Origin of the sequence: Campylobacter sp. IFREMER_LSEM_CL2127 (genome assembly GCF_025771745.1) — a bacterium.
Classification (GTDB): Bacteria; Campylobacterota; Campylobacteria; order Campylobacterales; family Campylobacteraceae; genus Campylobacter_D.
On the sequence record NZ_JAKMQV010000021.1, the window covers coordinates 1 to 5,909 of the forward strand.

A 5,909-nucleotide genomic window follows, 5' to 3' on the forward strand; every position below is an offset into this window, starting at 1 on the left:
ATTTATATATTTTTAAAATTAAGAGTTTTTATTTTTTAATATTTATTATTGATTTGTCAAAATATTATTTAATACGAGTATTCATTAATATACTCGTTATATATACACTAGGACTTATCCTAGTGTATATAACTACATTCCACTTACTATGCATGGATTCATAGTTTTAGAATTATCACTTACTATACAAATTTTACCTTTTTGCATAGGTGAAGCTTCCTCAATATCATTTTTATCTTCTTCCTCTTCTAATGTTTTATTACCTATTGAATTAAGTGAAGCAGTTTGTTCAAACACCAAAGAATTATCTGAGTCATTGCTTGATGGCTCTACTGGATCAATAGGTTTGTCAGGTATCTCTATTTCACCACCTCCACCATTTTCACTGTCTTTTATAGAATCCAAGATAGGGATTTTGACATTACTAACCTTATCAAAGTTTCCATTGAGCGTAAAATACTCATATTGGTTTGCTTTAGCTTTTAATGATTCAAAATCATCTATAGAAATATCACTTTTGTTTTTATCAAGTTGTGCTAAAAACATAAGATTTTTTATTTCAGAAGATATAGAACTTAATTCTCTATAAAAATTATTTAACAAACTTTCACTTAAATTTTTATTGCTATTAATTATGGATACTATTATGTTATACCTAGTTGCAAGTTCATCGATTTGTTTTTGATAATTTTCTTTATTATATTTATCTTTTAAATCATTAATATTCTCCACTTTGCTTTGTAAATCTCTAATAAAACCTATTAGTTTATCTTTATTTGCTATAGTGATGTCATAATGATTTTTAGCATCTTGCTTTAAACTGTTAAATTTATCTTGCACCCCTTCTTTAAATTTAGAGTCAATCTTGTTATTTTGTGAGTATGCAAGTAAGAAATCCATGCTTTGCATTAATTTTTCAGCTTCGCTTGTTTTATCATCATATCTATCATCTAACAAAAACTCTGCTATAAACTGTACTTTTGATTTTCTATCTGTTAAATTCCCATACGCTTCTAAAAGCTTTTTTAAATCACTATTTGCATTAATAGCTAAGTATTTTTTTAGATCTGAAATGATTTCATCATTAATGATGTCTTCATACAAATCTTCATTATCTAAAAACACATCGTTATCAAGATCAACCCTAGATACCTCACTAGGTTTTGTAGGATCTGTTATAGAAGGGATTTTTGATGTGAATTCACTATATTTATCATTATTTATATAACTGACTTCGCTTGCTCCACTAGTTGAAAAACCCCCAAAGTCATTAGCATAATGATATACTGTATTAGAATTATTTATTCCAACTTTATTAGCTACAAATAAGTCTGTATTTACAGTCTTATTTTGATAAGACTTAGCATTTATAGAAGATCCTTCTTTAAAATATAGCGAAACATTCTTTATGGAGCCACCACTATTTGAACATCCCCAAGAATTAGCACCATTACATCCTAAAAATCCACCAATGTATATAGAATCTGTAGATTTTACATCAATATTTATCTTACCTTCTAAAGCTATGTTTTCTAAATTTGCACTATAGTTTTTTCCCGCAAATCCACCTACATAAGCTACACCTTGTTGTTTTTTATTATCTACTTTTATACTTTCTAAATTCTTGATGTAGATATTACTAAGCTTTGCATTTTTACTTCCAATTTCACCTATAAATCCACCCACATTAGCAAAAGATCCACTAGAAGTTACATCTATATTTTTTACATTCTCCATTTTTATATCTCTGATGTAATTACCACTATACAACTGCCCAGCAAATCCTCCAACAAAAGCTGGTAAATTTGGATTACCCTTTACAATAATATTATCTATATTTTTAATAGATATTTTTTCAAAATTTCCTCTTACATTACCTGCAAAACCGCCTACATTTAAAGAGCTCTGTCCTTTTTCAGCTCTTATATTTTTAATAGTATATAAACTAATATCTGAGAAATTGCCTCCGGCAAGTCCTGCAAAACCACCTATAAAAAATAAACCCTTATTTCTACCTATTGAAGTAATATCGGAGATGTTTTTTAGCTCTATTTGCGAGATAGTATTGTTTTCAGTTTTTCCAAAAACACCACCTACATAATCAACATTATTAACATTTATGCTATTCATTCCATAATCAACTCTAAAGTCTTTAATGGTAGAATCTTTCACATATCCAAAAACTCCCACATAAACATGATCTTCTTTATCTCTATTTGGTTCTGCAGTAAAATCGATCTTAATATTTTTTAGACTAAAACCTTGTCCATCGAAATTTTTATTAAAAACTTTTTCATTATCATAGCCAATTATCATATTTGTGCATTGCCCATCAATACAATAATTAACATAGTTTTCGCCTTTAAAATCTATATCATTAGTAAGTCTATATCCATTAGCAGTCTCTCTAAAGCCTTTTTTATTATCATTCCAACCTTTAGCAAAATACCACCAATCCTGCACAGAACCTATATCAACATAGTTTTTATAACTTTTATTTAAATTACTAATATTATCAAATTCATTATATGTTCTTTCAGGATTAAAATAATACCCCATAGCACTTAAATACAAATCCCCTTTATTTGCATGTGATGTTTCTATACTAGGTGTTTTTACGGTTGAAATATCTGCATAAATTTCATTTGCATCAAGGTGAATTTTATTTCCGGCTTTAATTTGATTTAATGTTCCTTTATCAGCTTCTGCCTTGAGTATGATTTTATTACCTTGTAAGATTAAGTTTTCTTTGACATCAATATTACCCATATTAACCACATTGCCAAGTTTATCGCCTTTAAATACAGGAGAAAAGTTTGATCCCATTTTAAAGAAATTCTCATAATCTGCGTTATTTAATGTACTAGTTGATGCCACAAAGCGATTAGCGTCAATCCTACCTGTTTTGGTAATGATTATTCCATTGGGATTGATTAAAAAAACATTTTTACCACCTGCATTCAATAAACCTTCTATCATAGATTTACCCGCTCCATGAGCAATGTTTAGGTAGTTTTGGCTTTTACCTCTAAATTCTACCGTTTCACCTTGACCTATATTAAAGCCCCCGCCCCATTGTATGACTGAGTTTGTTCCATTACCGTTAATTTGCATATGACCATTACCAGAAGTTATAGTCCCGCTAGTTCCATGAGTAAATTTACCTCCACTTGGCAAAGCTATAAGTGGAGAAAAAACCAAGGAGGCAACTACACCCGAAAGTATGATGTGATTTGTGAAGTTACTTTGTGTTTTCATGATTTTATAATCCCCCAACTATACAAGGATTCATAGTTTTAAAGTTATCACTAACTATACACGTAAGGCCTCTTTGTTTCAAAGAAGTTTCATCAATCTCTTCTTCGCCATCTTCTTCTTCAACAGCATGATCTCCGATCAAATTAAGTGAAGCTGTTTGTTCAAATTTTATATCAGTTTCTGGCAATTCTGGCTTATTTGGATTATCTACATCAGGGCTTTGCGGATTATGTACAAAATCTAATGCAAAATCCCCAACAAATTTAAAATTAGTATAGCCGTATTCATTTTTTGCTATATTTTCATCATTAAGCTTAGTAGCTATGCCATTTACCATATCTCTTTGATTTTTTAATGTTGTTGCTAAAGAGTTGATTCTATCAAGACTAGCTAGATATTCAGGATCGTTTATTTTTCTTTTACCTGCTTCTATTTCTTTAATATAAGAATTATAAATTTCTAATTCTTTTTGATATTTTGCATAAGTTTCATAAAAAGAATTTTTACCATCATTAAAAAGATATTCTTGAGCTGCTACATACTCATCTTTTATTTTTAAAGCTTTGTTGTATTTTGCATAAATGCTTTTTAATTCAACTGTTTGATCAAATCCTGAATTTTTATCTTTGAGTGTATCAAGAAAATCCAAACTTTGCTTAATAGAATCTAGTGTAATCTCAACCCCGTTTACAGTGCTTACATGAAACACAATCTCACCAAATTTATTGATACTTACTCTATATTTTCCATTTAAGATATCATCTAATATAGCTTGAACTACTTCTTTATTGCACCATTCTTCTTGAAACTCAACTTTTTCATATTGTATATCCCCTATACCTGATAAATCTGGCTTAAAAATTTCACTAGGTTTTTCAATATTTGGAGTTTTTATGCTTTGAATTTTTTCATTAAATTCACTTATTAACTCATCATCAATATATTTTCTTTCTACTACTCTATTGTTATTAGCACCATCTAAATTTTTATGATATATGAAAATATTTTTATTCTTACTTACTGTTTTATTGCTGAAAATATCTTTTACTGCAGTGGTACCATTAGATACAATACTAGAATCTGGTTTAAAATAAATAAAAATATTTTCAAAAGATGTTTTAAAATCATCATGATTTGTTATATAATCACCAAAAAATCCTCCACTATATGCTTGATTTGAAGCTATAGATTCAATATTTCCGATATTCTTCATGGCTATATTTTTAACAAGGACATTATCCATGTTATATTTATCATCAAAATTAAAAATATTAAATGATCCATTTCCAAAAAAACCACCGGCTGCAGATAAATATCCTTTTGTATTTGCTTCAATATTACTTATATTTTCTAAAGTGATATTTTGCATTTTGAAATAAGAATCTTTTACAAGAATATCTCCAGCAAAACCACCAGCATAAGCTTCTCCACAATACTTTTCACAATCAAAGGTTGATTTGATGGAGTCTATATCTTCAATTTTTATAGTATCATATGCAATTTCAATAGGATTATCTCGATTTACATGTTCTAACCTACCAACAAATCCACCAGCACTTACAATTTCAACTCCGCTAACCCCTGTAGCGACTATATTTTTGATCCCGTAAACCCCTATATTATTTACTCTAGCACTATTTAATACGCCTGCAAAACCACCAACATACAACCATCCAGAATCATTTTTAGCATCTATATAACTAATATCTCTTATATTTATGTTTTTAAATTCTGGAAAATCATTGCTATAGTCTTTTCTTATTGCAGTACCAATAAATCCTCCAACATATTGCACACCATTTGTTTTAATATAACCTTGATTGTAGTTTACATTTAAATTACTCACACTAGAATTACCATAAGTTTTTCCAAAAATCCCTACATATTGAGGCTTGCTTTTCAATGATGTTGTATCAATATAAATATTATTCAAGGTAAAGCCTTGCCCATCTAATTTTTTATAAAAATAATTTTTATCGTTATAGCCAATAATCATACTAGTATATTCATTAGCATCTTTTTTACCATCACCATTTAAGTCAAACCAGTAATTAGCATAGTTTTCTCCGGTACATTTTCCATTTTTACAATCAGTTTCAAAATATATATCTTTTGTAAGTTTAAAAGAAAACGGAGCGTTTACCCTAAAATCCTCTTTTTCATTCCACCCTTTAGCAAAATGCCACCAATCACCTATAGAGCCTATACCAATATAATCATGTACTTTAAAAGATTTATTATTACTATTATCAATTCCCAAAAGAGCCAACGATCTTCCAGAGCTTGTATTGTAGAAATATCCAGTAGCATCTAAATAAGCTTGTCCTTTTCCTATAACTTTTATCTCTTGCAAATAAAAATCAGGATCTTTAACACTTCCATCTATACTGGCAACATTAACATGAACTTCACTACCTTGCAATGTTATATTTCTTGCTTTGACTTTTCCAAATTTAATGCCATTGTGTTCCTTATCCCAACTAGTATCAGCATCTAAAAGTACTTTATTACCTTGCAATAAAAGACTATTTGCTGTAATATTACCCATATTTACTACATTGCCTGCTTTTTGTGGCTTAAATACCGGAGAAAAAGCTGCACCTTGTGCTTTAGTTAACTTTGCAAATTTCCACATATCATCATTACTCATA

General features: G+C 29.1%; 2 protein-coding genes. Both read right to left on the minus strand.

The genetic code is table 11. The annotated features are described in order from the left end of the window. Nucleotides 1-132 precede the first annotated feature (132 nt). Nucleotides 133-3,258, minus strand: coding sequence for a filamentous hemagglutinin N-terminal domain-containing protein (locus L8V77_RS07580; RefSeq protein WP_263707387.1), 3,126 nt, complete (start codon nt 3,256-3,258; stop codon nt 133-135). 4 nt (nt 3,259-3,262) lie between these two features. Beyond that, nucleotides 3,263-5,909 (minus strand): hypothetical protein (locus tag L8V77_RS07585; protein ID WP_263707388.1); only part of this gene is annotated, 2,647 nt, incomplete at its 5' end.